The following is a 19,052-nucleotide window of genomic DNA, read 5'->3' as shown; positions in this document are numbered from 1 at the left end:
CGCCATCCGACCTGGATTGTAGCCTTATCGCTCGTCGCGACGACCGCCGACGGCCGCCCACAGACGACGTACGTGGACGGTTACTTCTTCACGGTCATGATACAACTGACGCGCCTGAATTTGGGCATTTACGCCATGTTCATCAAGCTGGGCCTGAATGTAAGCCAGGTTCTGTGATACCTCTTCGTAGCGTTTTTTCATCGGCAGCTTGAGGTTGAATATTGTCTCACGACACCAGCCGTTGACCAGCCATTGTGCCATCAGCGCGGCAACCTTCGCCGGCTTCTCCACCATATCGCAGACCATCCACGAAATATTGTTGCGATTCGGACGGTATTTAAATCCGTCTTCACGCAGCCAGGTGACCTGTCCGGTATCCATCAGGCTTTGTGCCATTGGACCGTTATCCACCGAGTAAACCCACATGTTGCGTTTAACCAGCTGATAGGTCCATCCGCCCGGGCAGGCCCCTAAATCCACCGCATACATTCCGTTCGCCAGACGCTCATCCCATTCATCGGCAGGGATAAACACGTGCAGCGCTTCTTCCAGCTTCAGCGTTGAGCGGCTCGGCGCATCGGCCGGGAATTTCAGTCGCGGAATACCCATGTAGAACGGTGAGTTATTGTCAGGCCAGGAATAACCGGTATAACAACAGCCAGGGGCGATAAAGAAAACATGAACCACCGGACGTTTCGGCGTTTCATATTTTGCCAGTACGCCCGCTTCACGCAGCGCCGCGCGCAGCGGTACGGTAAATTTACGGCAGAACTTAACCAGCTCTTTGCTTTCATTGGTGTCGGCGACTTCGACACGCAGATCGCCACCCTTTTCCACCACGCCCTGCAGCATGCCAACGATCGGCGTAATGCGGTCTTCCGGCGGTAAATATTGCAGCAGTTCGCCCACCACAAACATTTGACGGGCAAAAATCAGTGAGCTAAACGGCAGCTCTTTCACTAGCTTTTCGGCATCATCCTGCTGATAGCATTCGAAGATGACGTAACCCGCATTGTCTTTCACGCGGGCAAAACCGAAGATTTCCCGGCGCCCTGCTTTATCCGTAATTTCTGCGGCGCACTCTTTTTCAAAACCCGGGCGACACAACAACACAACCTTATTCATGGCTAACGCCCTTACGTTTCAATCTAATAGCACCCACTAACATCAGCGCCCAGCCCACAAGGAAGCTGAAACCGCCGACGGGGGTAACAAACGCCCACAGGCGTAAATGAGAGAGCGCAAGGCAATACAGGCTGCCGCTAAACAGCACCGTTCCTAATGCCAGAAACACGCTACTCCAGTAAAACCAAATGCTAATGCGTCGCTGCATGGCGACGGCCAGGCCAAAGATAGCCAACGTATGGAACGCTTGATACTCAAGGCCAGTCTGGATCCACCCCATCTCAACGACACCGAGGGTTTTACTCAGAACATGTGCCCCAAAGGCACCCAACGCCACAAAGATAAAGCCACTTACGGCGGCAAAAATCAGCATAAAACGGCTGGTCATGTGAATACCCTACGTAAATTATTGTTCATAACGAAAGCGGAATTTTTCTTGTTCCGTGGCCGCTTTAGCCAAAATCCACTGACGGAAGGCGGCTATTTTACCCAGTTCTGCCTGACTGTCATGACAAACCAGATAAAATGCGTTTTTGCTGACCAGAACATCGTTAAACGGACAGACCAGACGTCCGGCTTCTATTTCGGACTGCGCCATGACGTTATTAGCCAGCGCAATCCCCTGTCCATGGATAGCAGCCTGTAGCACCATGGCGCTATGGCTGAAGATAGGTCCCTGCTGTACGTTGATATGATTCAGGCCAAGCTGGCGCGTATAGGCTTGCCAGTCACGCCGCGACGCATCGTGCAACAATGTGTGTTTTGCCAGGTCATCCGGCGTCTTCAGGGGTTTATCACCGGTAAGTAACAGCGGCGAGCAGACCGGCAATAAATATTCTGCGTACAATTTTTCAACGCGCAGACCCGGCCAGTTGCCGCGTCCGTAGAAAATCGCCACATCTACATCGTCCGCCAGTTTGTCTTCCTGACGGTCCACCGCCTGGATCCTGACATCGATTCCCGGATAAGCTGAGTTAAAGCTAGAGAGTCTGGGCACCAGCCATTGGATCGCAAAACTGGGCAATAAACTGACGGTAAGTGCACCTTTTGCACTACGTGCCTGAAGTTTACGCGTCGCGTCGGTTAATTGCGAAAAAATCTCTTTGATGTCGAGGAAGTAGCTTTGGCCTTCTTCCGTTAACAGCAAAGATCGATTGCGTCGACGAAACAGCTTCAGCCCCAGGAAATCCTCAAGAGACTTGATTTGATGACTTACTGCGGCCTGCGTCACAAAAAGCTCTTCTGCTGCGCGAGTAAAGCTCAAATGACGCGCTGCAGCATCAAAAACACGCAACGCATTTAAGGGTGGTAATCGTTTTGACATGACTTTTAGGCTTTGATGTTAAATGAATTTAACAATTAGCTAACAGGCTGTAACCTATTAGTTTTTTTTATCTGAGCCATTATAAATTGTCCGTTGAGGTTCTACCAGCAAATACCTATAGTGGCGGCACTTCCTGAAGCCGGAACGAAAAGTTTTATCGGAATGCGTGTTCTGGTGGGCTTTTGGCTTACGGTTGTGATGTTGTGTTGTTGTGTTTGCAATTGGTCTGCGATTCAGACCATGGTAGCAAAGCTACCCTTTTTCACTTCCTGTACATTTACCCTGTCTGTCCATAGTGATTAATGTAGCACCGCCAAATTGCGGTGCTTTTTTTTGTCCGACTCTTTGTCGATGGATGACCGGTTAGTTATCCAGTTCTACCATCTCTTTCACGTCAGTGCGGTTAATCTGCTGTTTGTTGCCGTTAGCGTCTTTATACGAAATCATCCCCGTTTCATTATCGGTCTGTGGCTTACCGTCAGCTACGATTGATCGACCATCGTTGGTATGCATCACGTAATTCGAACCGGAACAGGCGCTCAGGGCAAAAGTCAGCATACAGGCAGAGATAATTGCGGCAGTCTTTTTCATCTTCTTCTCCTTAAAGCGATTTATGCTATTAAAAACACACTCCGTAACAGGCAAAATTGCTCGCCTAACGCTATTTAGCATAAGACACTGAGCGGGCTTTGCCAGGATATCCAGAGTATTCCGATGGTTAGCGCAACCCTTGTATCAATGCCCTTTTTGCGCCACGATCTGTTTACTGAACTGAGGAATACCATGAACGCTTTTAACCCCGCGCAGTTTCGCGCACAATTTCCCGCACTCAACGATGCTGGCGTCTATCTCGACAGCGCTGCTACGGCGCTGAAGCCACAGGCGGTGATTGAGGCTACCCACCAGTTTTATAGCCTGAGCGCCGGAAACGTCCATCGCAGCCAGTTTGCTGAAGCCCAGCGCCTGACCGCACGCTATGAAGCCGCGCGGGAAAAAGTCGCAAGCCTGATTAATGCGCCGGATGAAAAAACCATCGTCTGGACCCGCGGCACAACGGAAGCGATCAACATGGTTGCTCAAAGCTATGCGCGTCCACGCCTTCAGCCGGGTGATGAGATTATCGTTAGCGCAGCGGAACATCACGCCAACCTCGTGCCCTGGCTGATGGTCGCGGAGCAAACGGGGGCTAAGGTCGTCAAACTCCCACTCACCCCCGATTTATTGCCAGACGTTGAGCGCCTCACGCAACTCATTACCCCGCGCAGCCGCATTCTGGCACTCGGGCAAATGTCGAACGTCACCGGTGGCTGCCCGGATCTGGCCCGCGCCATCACGCTCGCCCATGCGGCTGGCATGGTGGTGATGGTTGATGGTGCCCAGGGGATTGTCCATTTTCCTGCCGACGTACAACAGTTAGATATTGATTTCTATGCGTTCTCGGGCCACAAGCTGTATGGTCCAACCGGCATTGGCGTGCTGTACGGTAAGCCTGGATTACTGGAAGCTATGTCACCGTGGCTCGGCGGCGGAAAGATGATTAGCGAAGTCAGCTTCGACGGTTTCACCACCCAGGCAGCCCCATGGAAGCTGGAGGCCGGTACGCCTAACGTTGCTGGCGTTATCGGGCTAAGCGCAGCGCTCGAATGGCTGGCGGACGTCGACGTTGCACAGGCCGAAAACTGGAGCCGGGGTCTGGCGACGCTGGCAGAAGATGCGCTGGCGAAACGCCCCGGCTTTCGGTCCTTCCGCTGCCAGGATTCCAGTCTGTTAGCCTTTGATTTCTCGGGTGTTCATCACAGCGATATGGTTACGCTATTGGCCGAATATGGCATTGCGCTGCGCGCGGGGCAACACTGCGCGCAACCGCTACTGGCAGAACTGGGCGTATCCGGGACACTACGCGCCTCATTTGCCCCTTATAATACACAAAGCGATGTGGATGCGTTGGTCGCAGCCGTCGACCGCGCGCTGGAAATATTGGTGGATTAATGACAAGCCCTCTGTTCGCCGGACACCCGTTTGGCACAACCGTAACCGAAGAGACGTTACGCAATACCTTTATCCCGCTCACTCAGTGGGAAGATAAATATCGTCAGCTGATACTGCTGGGTAAGCAGTTGCCGGCACTTCCGGATGCGCTAAAAGCACAGGCCAAAGAAATCGCGGGCTGTGAAAACCGCGTCTGGCTGGGGCATACTCTTCATGAGAATGGCACTCTGCATTTCTTCGGCGACAGCGAAGGTCGAATAGTACGCGGGCTGTTGGCGGTATTACTCACCGCGGTCGAAGGTAAAACGGCCGCCGAGTTACTGGCGCATTCACCAATGGAATTATTTGACGAGCTGGGTTTACGCGCGCAGCTCAGCGCCTCGCGTAGCCAGGGGCTACATGCTCTTAACGAGGCGATTCTTGAGGTTGCTCAGAAAGCCGGATGACGGCGCTGATACGTCTTATCCGGCTTACAACACCGCACAAACCGTAGGTCGGATAAGCATAGCGCCATCCGACACAATCAGAGCTGGCGCGCCGCTTTGGCCATCATCTTCTTCAGCGCATGGGAGACGGCAACAAAACCAAAGGTGGCGGTCACCATCGTGGCCGCGCCAAACCCGGATGCGCAATCCATACGTTTCGGCCCTTCCGCCGTCGCTTTCATCGCACATACCGAGCCATCTGCCTGCGGGTACACCAGCGCTTCGGTCGAGAACACACAGTCCACGCCCAGCTTGCCTTTGCTGTTTTTCACCACGCCAAAATCGCTTTTCAGCCGCTCACGTAGCTTAGCCGCCAACGGATCCTGGATGGTTTTTGCCAAATCAACGACCTGAATCTGCGTAGGATCGATCTGTCCGCCCGCACCACCGGTGGTCACCAGCGGAATTTTGTTACGCCGACAGTACGCGATCAGTGCCGCTTTTGGGCGCACGCTATCAATCGCATCAATGACATACGAAAATCCCGCACTCATATATTCAGCAACGTTATCCGGCGTGACAAAATCATCGACCACGTTCACCCGGCACTCCGGGTTAATCTGGCGGATACGTTCAGCCATCACTTCAGCTTTTGCCAGGCCGACGTTATCGCGTAAAGCATGGATCTGGCGGTTAGTATTGGTGACACACACATCATCCATATCGATGAGCGTGATGGCGCCAATGCCGGTTCGTGCCAGCGCTTCCGCCGCCCATGACCCCACTCCGCCAATCCCAACCACGCAAACGTGCGATTGGGCAAACAGTTGCAGCGCATTTTCGCCATACAGACGCGCCGTACCGCCAAAACGCTGACGCCAGGCATCACTTATAACCACAGACATAACACCTCAAATTCATTAATACTACGCAGTATGGCTGCCGGATGGCGCTTCGCTTATCCGGCCTACGCGCTAATTTGTAGGCCTGATAAGGCTAGCCGCCATCAGGCAACTAGCCGCTAAATACGTTACCCGCACCCGGCGCGGTTTTCAGCACCCACACGCGTCCGTAGTGATTATACCACCCTGCACGGTGTCCGGCGTCTGCGCCAATACCCTGATAGATGTCGAAGTGCTGTCCTTTTATCGCCCCGCCCACATCCAACGCCACCATCAGACGCAGTTCGTACTGGCCGGTAAACTTGCCGTTATTGTCCAGTAACGGGACTTCCGCCAGTAACGTTGTGCCCGCAGGAATGATACTGCGGTCAGAAGCCACGGATGCGCGGCCAATCAACGGTACCGCGCTGGCCCCTTTCACCGGAGCAAAAGATTGTGGTTTAAAGAAGACAAACGATGGGTTCTGCTCCAGCAGCTCACGCACTTCGGCTTCGCTGTGCGTTTCACCCCAATGACGAATAGCCTGCATCGACATATCTTCTTTTTTCACTTCGCCACGGTCGATAAGCACTTTACCGATACTGCGATAGGCGTGGCCGTTTTTCCCGGAATAGCTAAAGAAGTTGAGCGGGCTGCCATCGCCAAAATCGATGTAACCACTGCCCTGAACATCCATAATGAAGTTATCCATCAGGGAGTTGCTGTATGCCAGAATATAATTGTCGCTTAGCGCGCCCGCGTAGATCTCGGCACGGGATGGTAAGCGCCCACGTTTTGGCGGCATACGATAGATAGGATACTGAAATTCGCCCTGGCGCGTATGCCGCGCCTGGATAACCGGCGTGTAGTAACCGGTAAACTGGACGTTACCGTAGTTATCAGCCCCTTCCATTTGCCAGGCATCAATACCAAACTGACGCATACTGCGCGTATCACCGCCCGCGCGTAACCATTGCTGGATAGCGTTGTAGACGTTGCTCTGGTTACCGTACAAACGTGGCGAAGCGCTGCGAATTTGATTAACCTGCTCGGCGAAATCACCGGCATTGATTGGTGCGCCAACCGCATCAGGCTGGTTCACCAGTGAGAAAGGCTGGGTAAATTTCCCGTCTTTATACTGCTGCCCACGATCGGTGGGTTTTGAGGAACACGCGGCGAGCATCGCGACTACTGCTCCCGCCAGAAGATATTTTGCCCAACGTCCTTTCATTGTTCTCGTCTTATGTTGCCTGAATGCGAGACGAAGATAACAAACCCCCGAACCTAATGAAATGCGTATACATACCCGAACGCAAATTTTGAGCAAAAAACAATCCAGAATGCGTTGTTTTTGTTCATTTTCACCCTAAAAACGTGATCAAGGTGAAAAAAGGGTTGCATGAAAATGCGAGCAGAGTATAGTGCGCATCCACGGACGCGGGGTGGAGCAGCCTGGTAGCTCGTCGGGCTCATAACCCGAAGGTCGTCAGTTCAAATCTGGCCCCCGCAACCAATTAAAATCAGAAGCAGTAACGTTACTCGATGGAAGAGTAATGACGGACGCGGGGTGGAGCAGCCTGGTAGCTCGTCGGGCTCATAACCCGAAGGTCGTCGGTTCAAATCCGGCCCCCGCAACCAATTAAAATCTGATGTAATATTTTTGCAAAGTAGTTCAAATCACAGCAAGGTGGCGACGCAGTGAATCCTTAGGAGCTTACTCCAGTAAGTGACTGAGGTGAAAGAGGAAAGCCAACGCAGATGTGGTTTGAAATACGAAGCGAAAAGACGGACGCGGGGTGGAGCAGCCTGGTAGCTCGTCGGGCTCATAACCCGAAGGTCGTCGGTTCAAATCCGGCCCCCGCAACCAACATAGTTTGTTAAGGCTATTAAATAAGACCTTAAAAAATAAAACCGCAAAAGCGTTTCGCTTTATGCGGTTTTTTTGTGTCTGCCGTTCTGTCATCCGCCCGTATCGATCAAAGGCACAGGCAGTGGTCGTTCATTGGGGTTAATAGTAGCTGACGTTAATAGTAGCGGTAGCCTCGAATTTCCCATTCCTTAGCGGCGTACCGTCGGGCTCAAGATATAAGTAAATACGATCAGAGGCATCAAACTCTTTCGGCGCGGAAGTGTACGGGCCACTAATGTCTCCGTTCCCCGAAAGAGCATCAATGATAAGGGGATTGTCAAAAGTATAAAGCGCCACACCAAAACCGCTGGCGGCATCATCACCAGCCAGTTTGTTTAGCAACAAATGCTGGTCAGAACTCACCGGATTCCCATTACTCAGTATACGAGTCTCAATTTTAGTCGTCATCTTGCAGTTATTGTTACTAACACGTATCTCTTGATACGGCCCATTTTTAACTCCCCCCGTTCCGCCATAGAGCAAAAAGTTAAACGAACCAAAATCGACTTTTGACCTGTCAATAGACAAGTTACAAGTGGTTGGCGTAATCGGAATGGCAGGGGAATTAAAACGAAACCCTTTCATAACATTACTAAAGCCCACTTTAAAATACGTAGTGTTCACTGCCACGATCTGGCTCTTTTTTACCTTATCACCATAGCTTCCCCCCGCATACCATAATTCGGCCTGAAACTCCCACCTTGCGCCATTAAGCTGGGCAGGCGTCGCGGTGAACATCCCCCCTTTTTTAAGATGCCCCGAAACGCTTCCACTGCCATCACCATAGGTCACGGTGTACCAGAATCCATAACCAAATCCATCGGCGATGCCGCCTATCAGCAAACCACCATCAGGCATCGTTTCAGGCAGTGAACCCGAAGAAAAACCATCCCCCGATACGGTGATGGCGGTTCCCGTGGACGGATTACAGGTGGAAATGACCGGTCCGCCAACCAGCACCGAACTTTGGAATAACTGCTGCAAATTTGTGCTTGTCAGCGTGACCGCCGTTACGGGCGACGATGCCATAGTTTGATCAATATATGTTCCCGTTGGCGTGGTAAATGCACAACTCGCCAATGCGCTGCGAACGCCACATAAGCCCAGCAATAACAGCATGATAAATCCATATTTTTTCAGCATGACATATCCTTTTTATTCATACGCTGCGGTCACGGAAACTTTCGCTGCATACAATCCGCTTGCGACGCCACTTTCACCGTTGCCCACTTTCTGAAAACGCGCCGCGAAATGGAAGACTTGTTCACTATTCGTAGCAATTTGATTAGTGAATATAATTTCATCCAGCAGGACATTTCTTGCGCTGGCGCCATCCGTATTAAAAATAACAATGCCAACGTTGGTACTGTTTTGTAAATAATCGCTGAATACGCCATCGATAATAGGTCCGGCACCTATATTACGAAGCGTTAAACGCATTGTTCTGGATATTGACGCCGTTTCGCTGCCACAGTTGGTGAGCGTAATATTAAACGGCGTATAGATATCTCCTCCACTGTAATCAGTAGGGGTTAAAGCGTTCAATACACCGCCGGCAGCAAACTGGCTTATATGTGTATCAGGAAGGGTTATCTCCTGTGCAACACTAACATTACATACGGGTAATACGGTTGTTGCCGTTACAGTAACATCCATCGTGGGTGCAGCAATAAACGTTTCTGCCGCCAGCGCTGGAGAAGACAGGATTAACGTGAACAGGTAAGGAAGATAATAGCGCATGATAACCCTAGGTATTTAGTTATAACGGACAATGATTTGAAACGATTCCTCGAAATAACCAGAGCTCATTGTAGCCCCCCCAAAGGCTGCCATAATATATATATCGTAAATCGTGAAATACCCCTCACCATTACTATTCAACGTCATATCCCTCTCGCTGTTGAATGTAATAAAATCTCCCTTGACTCGATCCTTAATTTTTAATCCCAACATTGTCCCCATCCCGAGGCATGTTTTATGGGGATCTGAACAGAGATCAGCACTATTTATGGAAAAAGTCACCTTTGCTTTATTAAGCATATTGTCACAACCAGTTAAAAATATACCTAAAGGACGGTTATAACGTTCATCATTCAAATCCAGATCACGCGCTATAATCTGACCAAAATCAATAACGAGAGACTTTCCTCCCAGATTACTCTCTCCCCCTAAAGAAACATTGCACGAAGGAGTTTGAAGAGTTGCGGTAAAGGTTACATCAACCGTCTTGGTACTCCCCATACATTTCAACGGATCACTTTTTGCCAGGCAATCAGCAAAAGCAGCAGCGCTAAAGCAAAATGAACACAGGCCTAATACTACATGGCGAAAAATTCGATGATGGATCATGGCGTCACCTTCACGCTGGTTGAGGACATCCGGCAGCGCAGACCGGAGATAAGCGGCGTTTTACCGATCATGCTGGCATTGCCATCTAACTGATAGCTCACCTGACAGCGGCTTTCTGCGCCGCTGCCCCAAATGACGGAGAGCGTACCGCTGTCATCCATGCCGCGCACAAAGGCAATCCCCGCCTGGCCTACGGTGCCGACCGAGCTGCCAGCACTATCCTGCACATCTGCCGCCAGCGGAATAAACCCGCCATCGTCGCGCATCAGTTCCAGCATAAACGCTTTACGGGCGTCGGTTTCGATATCCACACGCACCAGCGCCCCGCTGGTCGGCACCACGACACCGGTGGTATTACTAATCGCCACATCGTTTTCCATCGTGTCAATATTCAGACCGACGGTGTTTTCCCGGTAGGGACTCAGGCTGGTGACGACCATATTGCCAAAACCGTCTATCTGCCCATTGCCCATTGAGGCGGACGCGCCTTTCGCCCCGCTGGCGTGCACCAGCGCCATCGTCGAGTCTGGCGTTAAATAGCCGGAGGCCAGCGTCAGCCCGCCGCTGTGCAGCACCACGCCACCGGTTGTACTTAGCGAGTACTGTTGATCGCCGTTAAGCCCCTGCGTCGCCGATAATGAGGTGGTGCTGTACGCGCCGTTGCGCGTCACCCAACTGCCTATCGTGGTGAGGTCTTCGCTGTCTTTGTTGCGGCTGCTCGTGGTGTTCAGGGAGTAGTTATACATATTGTCCCGAGAACTCCCTGTCGCCATCGCGCTGACGCTGTCATTACCTTTAAAGTCGCTACTGCTGTTGACGCTCATACTGGAGAATGGACGATAGTCCACGCTGGAGCCTGACCCCAACGGAATAGAGAAACCCAGGTTGATGCTATCGTCTTCTTCGCCAAATTCGTCATAGCTGCGCTGGGCGGAAATGCTGTAACTCACGCTCCCCACAGAGTTGCTATAACCTACGGAATACTGCGAGGTATTGCCATCATCGCCCCAATAGCTACGCCAGGTCCCGTTCAGATAAAACGAGCCATAACTTTCACCATTGATAGTCACATCCTGATAGACGTTGGCCTGTATCTCATTGCGCGTGCGTGTATAGGCATGATATGCCTCCTGCGTCGTGGTGTTTTTATCGGAAGCATAATTATTCAGCGTATTTTTGAGCGATAGCGCATCGTTCATCGACATGTAGTTTTCAGAGGAAAAACGATAGCCGACCACGCTGAAGGTGGTCCCCGTCGCCGTGAAATTTTTACTGTAGTTAAGGCTGTAACTCTGCCCTTTTAAGGTGCCAACGTCATCGGCGGTGGTTTGTGAGTGCGTCACGTCGAATGAAAACGCCCCAATGCTGGTGTTCATTGCTACGCCGAGCATTCCGGCGGTGTATAAGTTGTCTGCCATTTGCACACCGCCGTAGGCGGTAAACATATTGCTCAGACCGTAAGAGGCGGTGGCGACTCCCGCCCACAGCGTTTCATCAACCGTGTCTTTATCCACCGTGCCGATACCGATATCCCAGTCCACTTCACCAGGACGCAGTAAATGGGCAATAGAGGCATAGGGCATAGAAAATACGCGCGTACTGCCATCAGACTCCTCAACGGTAACATCCAGATCGCTGCCGTTTTGTGCAGCATAGTAGTCGCTGATGGCGAACGGCCCCGGAGGGACGGTGATCTGCGTAACAATACGACCTTCCTGGCGTACCGTCACTTTGGCATTGCTGTTCGCGACGCCGCGAATCACCGGCACATAGCTGTTAGCCGACGGATCCATCTGTGCATCGTTGTAAAGGTGCACACCGTCCAGCGAAACGGAATCCATCATGTTGGCGTTGGTGCGTACCTCCCCCGCTTCCAGTTTTGCGCGCAACGGCACAATGTCGCGTGCAATAAACAGATCGTAGCTGCTGTACTCTCCGCCGTTATCGTTATCCCAGTTGTATGCGCCATTTGAGCGTAAACGCCATGCGCCAAGGTTCAAACCCAACATCAACCCGGAGTAAAAGGTGTCCTGCGTGGTATTGTCGCTTTTGGAATGCCAGGCGTTGGCGTTATAGGAGAGCAGCGCCATCGGGATCCCGGAATCCCAACGCGAAGGAGGAATATAGCCGGCAGGATGACTGACCAGATAGACCTGCGGGATGGTTACATTCAGCTCCTGCGTCAATGGGTCGTAGCGGCTGGATGACTTCGGCAGGGTGGCAGCCAGATCATAACAGCCATCCTCATCCTCCTGATTTAGCGGCTCGGGATCCACACTGAGCTGTTCCAGCAGCGCATGGGTAAAACACGCCGACGCATAATCCGTATTGTTTTCGTGAAAAGTCAGCGGAGTTTTGAACATTTCCTTGCCATTAAGGAAAACTTTAACGTTGTATGTTCCGGCAAGAACAGGATTACCACGTGAAAAACGCTTCAGGTCAAGTTGGCTGCCCGCATCACCCATTAAAAAGGCGTCACTAAACTCCACCATTTCGGTGCTGGCGCTTTCATCGGGCGTACCTTCATCTGCCTGTGCGGATGTCAGCGAAAAAAAGCCAGTCAGAAACGTCGATAAATAAATAGATCGTGATAATCGGCGCACCATCATTCCCTTTTAATTAATAATCCTGTTACTCTGCGGGTACTTTTTTATTTAACCGTTTTGACGACTTCCGCATCCGCACCGTAATCATTCAACGCAACCCATGACACTTTATTAACGGAAGTCGTGGTTAATTGCGGTACGACAAAGCGTTCCTCACTAAAAGGACTCAGCATTTTCGGTTTGTAGTCATATTTTTTCGCCCCTGCCCACACCGCGCCGCCAATCAGTGAGAGATAATAAGGCGAGTCGTTTTTCAGGACGATCGCCACGTTACCCGCGTCATTGACCAGCGACCACTTAACATTATTTAAACCATCAATAAAGCTGCCCTTCAATGAGGCCGGACGATAAAAGAATTTAATCCGCGAACGTAAAGCCAGATTAAGTTTGCTTTTCCCTTCCGCATTCTTATCTTTAGGTGGAATTTCCAGCACGTTAAACCAAAAAATACTCTCTTTATCCTGCGCTAACGCCTTACCGGTCCAGGTAATACGCACGCTCTGGCCTTTTTGTGGATCAAGACGCGAGACGGGGGGAGTGACAATAAACGGTAGCTTCATTTTGGCCGGATCGCCGTTTTCATTACCGTCATCCAGCCAGGATTGGACCAATAAAGGCGACCTGCCCTCATTTACCATTTTTACCGTTACTTCTTTCGCCGATTCAGGGTAAATGACCCGCGTTCCCTGAATCACCACGCTGGCCAGTGATGAAGTTGTAGTGAGCGTCATCAAACACGCAATAAATAGCGAACATGAATACCTTTTCATATAAATCCCTTTGACAGAAACAATATTTTTACACTATGCAAATCTGATATATAAACCAACCAAATATATTTTAGCTATTTTATTCAACATTAATAATTACGGTAGCATCGGCAGTAACAATGCCCGCGCCGGGCGTACCGTAGGCGATATAACCGACTGAATAGGTTGACGCCCAGTTAAAGCAGACTCGTTCACCTTCCTCTAATTTATAACAACGGCCGCGATCTACATATTCATAATCTTTTCGGCTACCCGTCTGGAAATTCACGACTGAGCCCGGTGGTGTTGATTGATCCTGTACCAGGAAACCAACGTTTACCGCGCCTGATAAGGCGGTATTTTTTAATGCATAGGTTGCAGGGTCGGTCTCTCCGCTCGTCACCCAACGAATATTCGGATAATATTGCTCGGCCTGAGTGCACTCAGAACGTATAGCGAAACTCTTTTGATGCAGCGCGCCTGAAGTCGCCCCCTGAAGTTCCTTCAGGGAAGCCGTCTCTAACGCAATAGTGGTGCTGCTCACGCCATCCACCTCGACCCATACTTTACATTGTGTGGGTATAGGCTCGACGAAAGCCGAAACAACAATTTCAGGCGTCTGTACCGTGTCGTAAACCGGCGCTGCACCATAAACACAGAAAGCCATCAGAGACAAAAGGAATGGTAAATATTTCATTTTCTTCCCCTGTTACTCAAATGTGGCAGTAAACATAATAGAAGCTTGCAGGAAACCGTAGTTCACGTTCACACCGTAAGGCACGACACCCACTATAAAATTAAAATCAGCCCTTTTTACATCGCCATCCTGGACAAGGGTCTGCGTATTTTCCGCCGTGCTAAAATCAATCATCATATTCTGATCGGTATCTTTAAAAACGAAGCCAAACTGATTATTTCTATCTTCAGATTTTATTGCGAGGGTGGCGGCATCAACCTCCTGCGATGTACTTATTTTTCCTGTCACTGTTGACGCCTTATATCCGGACGGGCAGGAAACGCGGAAATAATAATCTCCCGCATTCGATATCCAAGTAATATCACCTATGGCTGGCAGAGTATCGATCACGAGCCCGCCGACATAAAGAGCACTTAATGGTGTTCCCGTGTAGGAATAAAGTTCCACCTTACAAGTTAACTCCGTCACCCGACCGGTAAATTCATATTCCACCGTATCGGCAGCACGCGCTGAATTAACCCACGCCAACCCAGACAGCAGCAGAACAATTAATTTATTCACAGACGCTCCGTCAGGCATAGGTCAGGGTAAAGGTCGCCGCCGCATGTACGTCGCCCTTTTCCGGCACACCATAAGGCATATAACCCACTTCAAACTTAAATGAGGCGCTGTCCTCATTGCTAAAAGCTAACGTGAACTGCTGCGTTGCACTGAAATCAACAACAGTATCGGTAATTTTATCTTTAATTTGTAGGCCGACATATTTTGCGCCAGTCGTATCGGTAATCGTATTTTTTAAATGAACAGAAAAATTGGAACCTTCGATCTCCCCGTCAGTGGTAAATTTTCCCGTCACTTCATGCCAGTTTGAAGGTGAAGAACAACTGACATTAATCGTAAATTCCTTCGGCGAAACAGGAAAGCTTCGTGCATCATGTAATGCCTGTGTGGTCACCTCCTCCAACGCTATCGAAGTACCGTCTCCCGGCGTTTGTACGGTACAGGTTGTGCTATAAATACGCCCCTGCACAATAAGTTCCGCATCAGGGGCAACCGCAGCCAGCGCCCCTTGCCCGTTTAACAGACCGAATATCATCAGGAGCAACAATAACGGTTTTCCTTTACGCATACGCCCTCCCTCCTGGATGAAAAAGCAGGGCTCAACGGCCCTGCCTGGCATTATTTTTATATTACTGATACGTTGCGATAAACATGGCGTCAGCTGCAACCAAACCGCCGCTGACGGTGCCGGTTTTCAGGTAGCCGACGTTGTAGTTAAACAGCATTGGCGCCGCAGTATCGATCACTTTCGCCTGGCGATCCGCGGTGGTAAACGTCTGGACTGCATTGCTGCTGTCTTTGTTTTGCACCTGGAAACCAACCCCTTGCGCACCCGCAGCAGAAACGTCGGTGTTATCCAGCGCAGAAGTGCTGGCATTAACCGCTGTTCCTTTTGCAGCCGCCAGATAGCCTGTTACAGTGGCATAGCTCGCACCGGTAATTTTGTCTTTGGAACCCTGGGCCGTACAGTCCAGAGAGACTGTGAAGTCTTTTTTCATTACCGAGTCAGTGGTGGCTGCCGAGACGGTCTTAACGTCAGTCGGATCCAGTTGCACTGAAGTTCCTCCCCCTAAAAGCGCTGCCGTACAGATGTTAGTCTGTACTTCACCGGCAAAGTGAATATCCGCAGAGTCCTGATCGCCCGCAAAAGCGCTTCCTGCAAATGCCATAGCAATGGCTGCAATAGTAAATTTTTTCATTTTTTTCCCTTGGTGATAAATATCCAATACCATAATTTATGGTGTCTGCATTCCTACCAGAGGTGATGCGATAAAATTATATCCCAAGTGAAGAGACACTATGTGCCAGAAAACATCATCAGATTTATTTTTAGGAAAACATCAATATAAAATAATTATCAATTAATAAATAAAATAACACCGCCAAATAATTAAAAATAAACTTCAAACAGATATATTAATTTTAAAATCATATAATCAACAAGATACTTTATGAATATACGTTATCGGTAATTTATTCGATAATAATAAATGAACCTGTAAATAGTCCTACTATAATATTTCGTCCTGGACAATCATTCGTTATATCGCATCAGAATGCCAGGACGTATATTTATCCCCTTCTCGCCAGCGTCGCCCCATCGGCAAAATAGGCTTTAATCCCTGCCAGAATCGACTCTGCAACTTCCTGCTGGAAGGTCGCCGTTTTGAGTTTGCGCTCTTCCTCAACGTTACTGATAAATGCCGTTTCGACCAGAATGGACGGGATATCCGGCGCTTTTAGTACCGCAAACCCGGCCTGTTCAACCTGATTCTTATGCAGGTTGTTGATTTTACCAAGCTTATTCAATACCGCTTTACCAAACTTCAGGCTGTCGGCGATGGTCAGCGACTGCACCATGTCAAACATGGTGTGGTCGACGTAACGGTCACCGCTCTTACTGACGCCACCAATGAGATCCGAGGCGTTCTGGGTCTGCGCCAGATATTTCGCTGCGGTACTGGTCGCGCCTTTGGTCGAGAGCGCAAACACCGAAGAACCGCTGGGTTGTCGACTGGTAAAGGCATCGGCGTGAATAGAGACAAACAGGTCTGCACGCTGCTTCTGCGCTTTCGCCACGCGGACTTTAAGCGGAATGAAAATATCTTCATTTCGTGTCATAAAGACCTTCATGTTGCCCTCTTTCTCTATGAGGGCTCGCAGACGGCGGGCAATCTGCAGTACCACATCTTTTTCACGCGTCTTGTATTTCCCCACCGCACCGGAGTCTTCCCCGCCGTGGCCCGGATCCAACATAATGACAATGGGGCGATCGCGTCCCGCTTTGCCCGGCTGTGGGCCACTCTGCGCAGGCGGTACCTGTTTATCCAGATCGCCCCTGTTGTAATCTTCCAGCAATGCCAGCAGCGGATCCTGAACATCCTGGGCATTTGCGGGATAGAGATCCATCACCAGACGTTCTTTAAAGCCCGCCACCGGTGCCAGGGCAAAAAGTTGCGGCTTCACATTCTGTTTCAGCTCGAACACCATCCGTACGGTCTTTGGATCAAACTGGCCAACGCGCGCCGACTTAATATACGGATCGTCAGGACGAATCTGCGCTCCCATGCCCTTGAGCACCGAATTCAAATTAACGTCTTCAATATCCACAACCACACGCTCAGGATTACTCAGGGCAAACTGTTTGTATTTCAGCAGACGGTTAGATTCTACCGTGACGCGGGTATAGCTGGACGCAGGCCAGATACGTACGGCAACGACCTGACTCGCGGCAGCCAGACCCACCTGGCTGACGCTTAAAAGCCACATAGCACCCGCACCTTTCAGTAAACGGCGGCGACTGATTGCTGAGTTGGATCCCGACATGCTTCTCCCGAGCAAAAGAAATCTTTTTAGAGGTAATACGTAAAACGTCCGAATTGACCGGAAACTTTAGCGAATGACGCATAATCTGTCATCTATAAAAGGGTAAACATTCTTTTTATATTCACGGTATTACTGATAAAAATCTTCAGCATGGGTAAAAATTACGCTTGCGCACAGAACCAAAACAGAATAAAAATACACAAATTACGAATAATCATGCAATGAGGGTGTGCCGTGGTGAAGGAGCGTAGAACCGAACTGGTACAGGGATTCCGCCATTCTGTTCCCTATATCAATACCCATCGGGGAAAAACGTTTGTCATTATGCTGGGCGGTGAAGCCATCGAGCATGAAAACTTTTCCAGTATCGTCAATGACATTGGTCTTCTTCATAGCCTCGGCATCCGCCTGGTCGTGGTCTATGGCGCTCGACCGCAGATTGATGCCAATCTTGCGGCGCATCATCATGAGCCGGTGTACCACAAAAACACGCGCGTCACCGATGCGAAAACGCTGGAGCTGGTCAAACAGGCTGCGGGGCTACTTCAGCTTGATATTACCGCCCGCCTGTCGATGAGCCTGAATAATACGCCATTGCAGGGTGCACACATCAATGTGGTCAGCGGTAATTTTATTATCTCCCAGCCGCTGGGCGTTGATGACGGCGTAGATTACTGCCATAGCGGGCGTATTCGTCGCATCGATGAAGATGCCATTCACCGCCAGTTAGATAGCGGCGCGATTGTGTTGATGGGCCCGGTCGCCGTTTCCGTCACTGGTGAGAGCTTTAATCTGACGTCAGAAGAGGTCGCCACGCAGCTGGCTATCAAACTGAAGGCAGAGAAAATGATCGGTTTTTGCTCGTCTCAGGGTGTCACCAACGATGATGGCGATATTATTTCCGAGTTGTTTCCTAACGAAGCTCAGGCTCGCGTTGAGTTGCAGGAAGAGAAAGGCGATTACAGCTCCGGTACGGTGCGTTTCCTGCGCGGAGCAGTGAAAGCCTGTCGCAGTGGCGTACGCCGCTGCCATCTGATCAGCTATCAGGAAGATGGTGCATTGCTGCAAGAACTGTTCTCCCGCGACGGCATCGGTACGCAGATCGTGATGGAAAGCGCCGAGCAGATCCGTCGCGCTACCATTAACGATATCGGCGGGATTCTGGAGCTTATCCGCCCGCTGGAACAGCAAGGTATTCTGGTCCGCCGCTCGCGCGAGCAGTTGGAAATGGAGATCGACAAATTCACGATTATTCAGCGTGATAACCTGACTATCGCCTGTGCCGCTCTGTACCCTTTCCCGGAAGAGAGAATTGGCGAAATGGCGTGCGTAGCGGTACATCCGGACTACCGTAGCTCGTCGCGCGGGGAAGTGTTGCTGGAACGGATCGCCGCGCAGGCCCGGCAAATGGGGCTGAGAAAGCTGTTCGTGCTGACCACGCGCAGCATTCACTGGTTTCAGGAGCGCGGCTTCACGCCGGTAGATATCGACCTGCTGCCGGAAAGCAAAAAAGAGATGTACAACTATCAGCGGCGGTCAAAAGTGCTGATGGCGGATTTGGCATAGGAGTAGTTGCCGGATGCGGCATAAAGTTCGCTGGCACATCTTTGG

Annotated in this window: 19 protein-coding genes and 3 tRNA genes; 6 read left to right on the top strand and 16 right to left on the bottom strand. The window is 50.5% G+C overall.

Annotated features, from left to right (window positions below; all coding sequences use genetic code 11):
• Positions 1 to 24 precede the first annotated feature (24 nt).
• The 4 genes from rlmM to OGV57_RS10900 form a co-directional block, all read right to left on the bottom strand.
• Positions 25 to 1,125 carry a 23S rRNA (cytidine(2498)-2'-O)-methyltransferase RlmM gene (gene rlmM / locus OGV57_RS10915; protein WP_003034040.1) on the bottom strand — a complete coding sequence of 367 codons (1,101 nt, stop codon included), beginning with the start codon at positions 1,123 to 1,125 and terminating at the stop codon, positions 25 to 27.
• Positions 1,118 to 1,513 (bottom strand): DUF423 domain-containing protein, encoded by a 396-nt coding sequence (locus OGV57_RS10910; RefSeq protein WP_003034037.1) that lies wholly within the window; start codon positions 1,511 to 1,513, stop codon positions 1,118 to 1,120. Before OGV57_RS10910 ends, rlmM begins: the two co-directional genes overlap by 8 nt.
• Before the next feature lie 18 nt (positions 1,514 to 1,531).
• Positions 1,532 to 2,449: a glycine cleavage system transcriptional regulator GcvA gene (gcvA, locus tag OGV57_RS10905; RefSeq protein WP_003034035.1), complete on the bottom strand. Its 918-nt coding sequence runs from the start codon at positions 2,447 to 2,449 to the stop codon at positions 1,532 to 1,534.
• Positions 2,450 to 2,812: 363 nt separating this feature from the next.
• The gene (locus OGV57_RS10900; protein WP_003840386.1) at positions 2,813 to 3,040 is read right to left on the bottom strand and encodes a YgdI/YgdR family lipoprotein; all 228 of its coding nucleotides are present in this window, start codon (positions 3,038 to 3,040) and stop codon (positions 2,813 to 2,815) included.
• 192 nt (positions 3,041 to 3,232) lie between these two features.
• Between OGV57_RS10900 and csdA the strand changes: the two genes are divergently transcribed.
• Both csdA and csdE read left to right on the top strand, forming a co-directional pair.
• Positions 3,233 to 4,438, top strand: a complete 1,206-nt coding sequence (csdA, locus tag OGV57_RS10895) for a cysteine desulfurase CsdA (RefSeq protein ID WP_003840388.1) — start codon at positions 3,233 to 3,235, stop codon at positions 4,436 to 4,438.
• The gene (gene csdE, locus OGV57_RS10890) at positions 4,438 to 4,884 is read left to right on the top strand and encodes a cysteine desulfurase sulfur acceptor subunit CsdE (RefSeq protein WP_044713423.1); all 447 of its coding nucleotides are present in this window, start codon (positions 4,438 to 4,440) and stop codon (positions 4,882 to 4,884) included. The genes csdA and csdE overlap by 1 nt, the downstream gene beginning before the upstream one ends.
• 77 nt (positions 4,885 to 4,961) lie before the next feature.
• Here csdE and tcdA read toward each other — a convergent pair whose 3' ends face one another.
• Positions 4,962 to 5,768 carry a tRNA cyclic N6-threonylcarbamoyladenosine(37) synthase TcdA gene (gene tcdA / locus OGV57_RS10885; RefSeq protein ID WP_048218528.1) on the bottom strand — a complete coding sequence of 269 codons (807 nt, stop codon included), beginning with the start codon at positions 5,766 to 5,768 and terminating at the stop codon, positions 4,962 to 4,964.
• 109 nt (positions 5,769 to 5,877) lie between these two features.
• Positions 5,878 to 6,975 (bottom strand): murein transglycosylase A, encoded by a 1,098-nt coding sequence (mltA, locus tag OGV57_RS10880; RefSeq protein ID WP_003034021.1) that lies wholly within the window; start codon positions 6,973 to 6,975, stop codon positions 5,878 to 5,880.
• A 205-nt stretch (positions 6,976 to 7,180) separates the two neighbouring features.
• Here mltA and OGV57_RS10875 point away from each other — a divergent pair.
• The 3 genes from OGV57_RS10875 (at position 7,181) to OGV57_RS10865 (ending at position 7,611) form a co-directional block, all read left to right on the top strand.
• A tRNA-Met gene (locus OGV57_RS10875) sits at positions 7,181 to 7,257 on the top strand.
• Positions 7,258 to 7,305: 48 nt separating this feature from the next.
• Positions 7,306 to 7,382 (top strand) — tRNA-Met (locus OGV57_RS10870).
• A 152-nt stretch (positions 7,383 to 7,534) separates the two neighbouring features.
• A tRNA-Met gene (locus tag OGV57_RS10865) sits at positions 7,535 to 7,611 on the top strand.
• Between the two features lie 141 nt (positions 7,612 to 7,752).
• Here the strand turns inward: OGV57_RS10865 and OGV57_RS10860 are convergent.
• From OGV57_RS10860 to amiC, 10 genes are all read right to left on the bottom strand, one after another.
• Positions 7,753 to 8,796, bottom strand: a complete 1,044-nt coding sequence (locus OGV57_RS10860; protein WP_016150919.1) for a fimbrial protein — start codon at positions 8,794 to 8,796, stop codon at positions 7,753 to 7,755.
• A gap of 12 nt (positions 8,797 to 8,808) precedes the next feature.
• Positions 8,809 to 9,393 (bottom strand): fimbrial protein, encoded by a 585-nt coding sequence (locus OGV57_RS10855; protein ID WP_003840921.1) that lies wholly within the window; start codon positions 9,391 to 9,393, stop codon positions 8,809 to 8,811.
• Between the two features lie 15 nt (positions 9,394 to 9,408).
• Positions 9,409 to 10,002 (bottom strand): fimbrial protein, encoded by a 594-nt coding sequence (locus OGV57_RS10850; protein WP_003840923.1) that lies wholly within the window; start codon positions 10,000 to 10,002, stop codon positions 9,409 to 9,411.
• Positions 9,999 to 12,608, bottom strand: a complete 2,610-nt coding sequence (locus OGV57_RS10845; protein ID WP_226791515.1) for an outer membrane usher protein — start codon at positions 12,606 to 12,608, stop codon at positions 9,999 to 10,001. Before OGV57_RS10845 ends, OGV57_RS10850 begins: the two co-directional genes overlap by 4 nt.
• 44 nt (positions 12,609 to 12,652) lie before the next feature.
• Positions 12,653 to 13,339 carry a fimbrial chaperone gene (locus OGV57_RS10840; protein WP_003840927.1) on the bottom strand — a complete coding sequence of 229 codons (687 nt, stop codon included), beginning with the start codon at positions 13,337 to 13,339 and terminating at the stop codon, positions 12,653 to 12,655.
• 118 nt (positions 13,340 to 13,457) lie between these two features.
• Positions 13,458 to 14,054: a fimbrial protein gene (locus OGV57_RS10835; RefSeq protein WP_003840930.1), complete on the bottom strand. Its 597-nt coding sequence runs from the start codon at positions 14,052 to 14,054 to the stop codon at positions 13,458 to 13,460.
• A 12-nt stretch (positions 14,055 to 14,066) separates the two neighbouring features.
• On the bottom strand, positions 14,067 to 14,615 hold the full coding sequence (locus tag OGV57_RS10830; RefSeq protein WP_032937468.1) for a fimbrial protein: 549 nt from the start codon (positions 14,613 to 14,615) through the stop codon (positions 14,067 to 14,069).
• 10 nt (positions 14,616 to 14,625) lie between these two features.
• Positions 14,626 to 15,183: a fimbrial protein gene (locus OGV57_RS10825; protein ID WP_003840934.1), complete on the bottom strand. Its 558-nt coding sequence runs from the start codon at positions 15,181 to 15,183 to the stop codon at positions 14,626 to 14,628.
• Positions 15,184 to 15,244: 61 nt separating this feature from the next.
• Positions 15,245 to 15,814 (bottom strand): fimbrial protein, encoded by a 570-nt coding sequence (locus tag OGV57_RS10820; RefSeq protein ID WP_016150922.1) that lies wholly within the window; start codon positions 15,812 to 15,814, stop codon positions 15,245 to 15,247.
• Positions 15,815 to 16,187: 373 nt separating this feature from the next.
• Positions 16,188 to 17,441 carry an N-acetylmuramoyl-L-alanine amidase AmiC gene (gene amiC / locus OGV57_RS10815; protein WP_003840937.1) on the bottom strand — a complete coding sequence of 418 codons (1,254 nt, stop codon included), beginning with the start codon at positions 17,439 to 17,441 and terminating at the stop codon, positions 16,188 to 16,190.
• Between the two features lie 234 nt (positions 17,442 to 17,675).
• On the opposite strand from amiC, the gene argA reads away from it, so the two are divergent.
• Positions 17,676 to 19,007, top strand: coding sequence for an amino-acid N-acetyltransferase (gene argA, locus OGV57_RS10810; RefSeq protein ID WP_054528741.1), 1,332 nt, complete (start codon positions 17,676 to 17,678; stop codon positions 19,005 to 19,007).
• Positions 19,008 to 19,052 lie beyond the last annotated feature (45 nt).

This window comes from Citrobacter sp. Cf087, from assembly GCF_030334285.1.
Classification (GTDB): domain Bacteria; phylum Pseudomonadota; class Gammaproteobacteria; order Enterobacterales; family Enterobacteriaceae; genus Citrobacter; species Citrobacter freundii.
The sequence above is the reverse complement of the archived record's forward strand: the minus strand, read 5'-3'. Positions and strand labels throughout refer to the sequence as shown.